Genomic DNA, 536 nt, shown 5'->3' with positions numbered 1-536 from the left:
ACCAGGTCCGACTGGCGTTGACGCTGCTGCGCACGAACCTGTCCCAGGCGATGGTCGGGGAGTTCTTCACCGTCTCGCAGGCCACCGTCTCGCGCATCTACCGGCACGTGCTGCCGCTAATCGAGCAGGTCACCTGCCTGGCCCGTCAGGACCTGGCCGACGCCTGTCGGGGGCGGGTCGTACTGGTCGACGGGACCTATGTACCGACCGGCAACCGGCTGGAAACTGGGCGAACGAACTACTCCGGCAAGCATCACGTGCAGTGCCTGAACATCCAGGTCGCCGCCGCCACCGACGGCACCCTGCTCGCCGTGTCCGCGCCAGTGGCAGGCGCACGGCACGACTCGGCCGCCCTCGACCTCGTCGGCTGGACCAAGGTCCTGGACGAGGTGGAGTGGATCGGCGACACCGGCTACGTCGGCCACAGCGCGACCACCCCGATCAAGAAGGCCCGCGGAGCCGAGCGCACCGAGTTCGCCAAGATCTGGAACGCCTCGGTCGCGTCCATCCGCGCCGCCGTCGAACGCACCATCTCC

At 68.7% G+C, this 536-nt stretch carries 1 protein-coding gene; it reads left to right on the top strand.

Translation table 11 applies throughout. From position 1 onward, the window contains the following. On the top strand, positions 1 to 536 hold a 536-nt coding region (locus AC1C2V_RS19730), incomplete at both ends, for a transposase family protein (RefSeq protein ID WP_495391349.1).

The sequence above is a fragment of the Isoptericola sp. Y541 genome (assembly GCF_059445465.1).
Note: the sequence above shows the minus strand (reverse complement) of the source record. Positions and strands in the feature narration are given on the sequence as shown.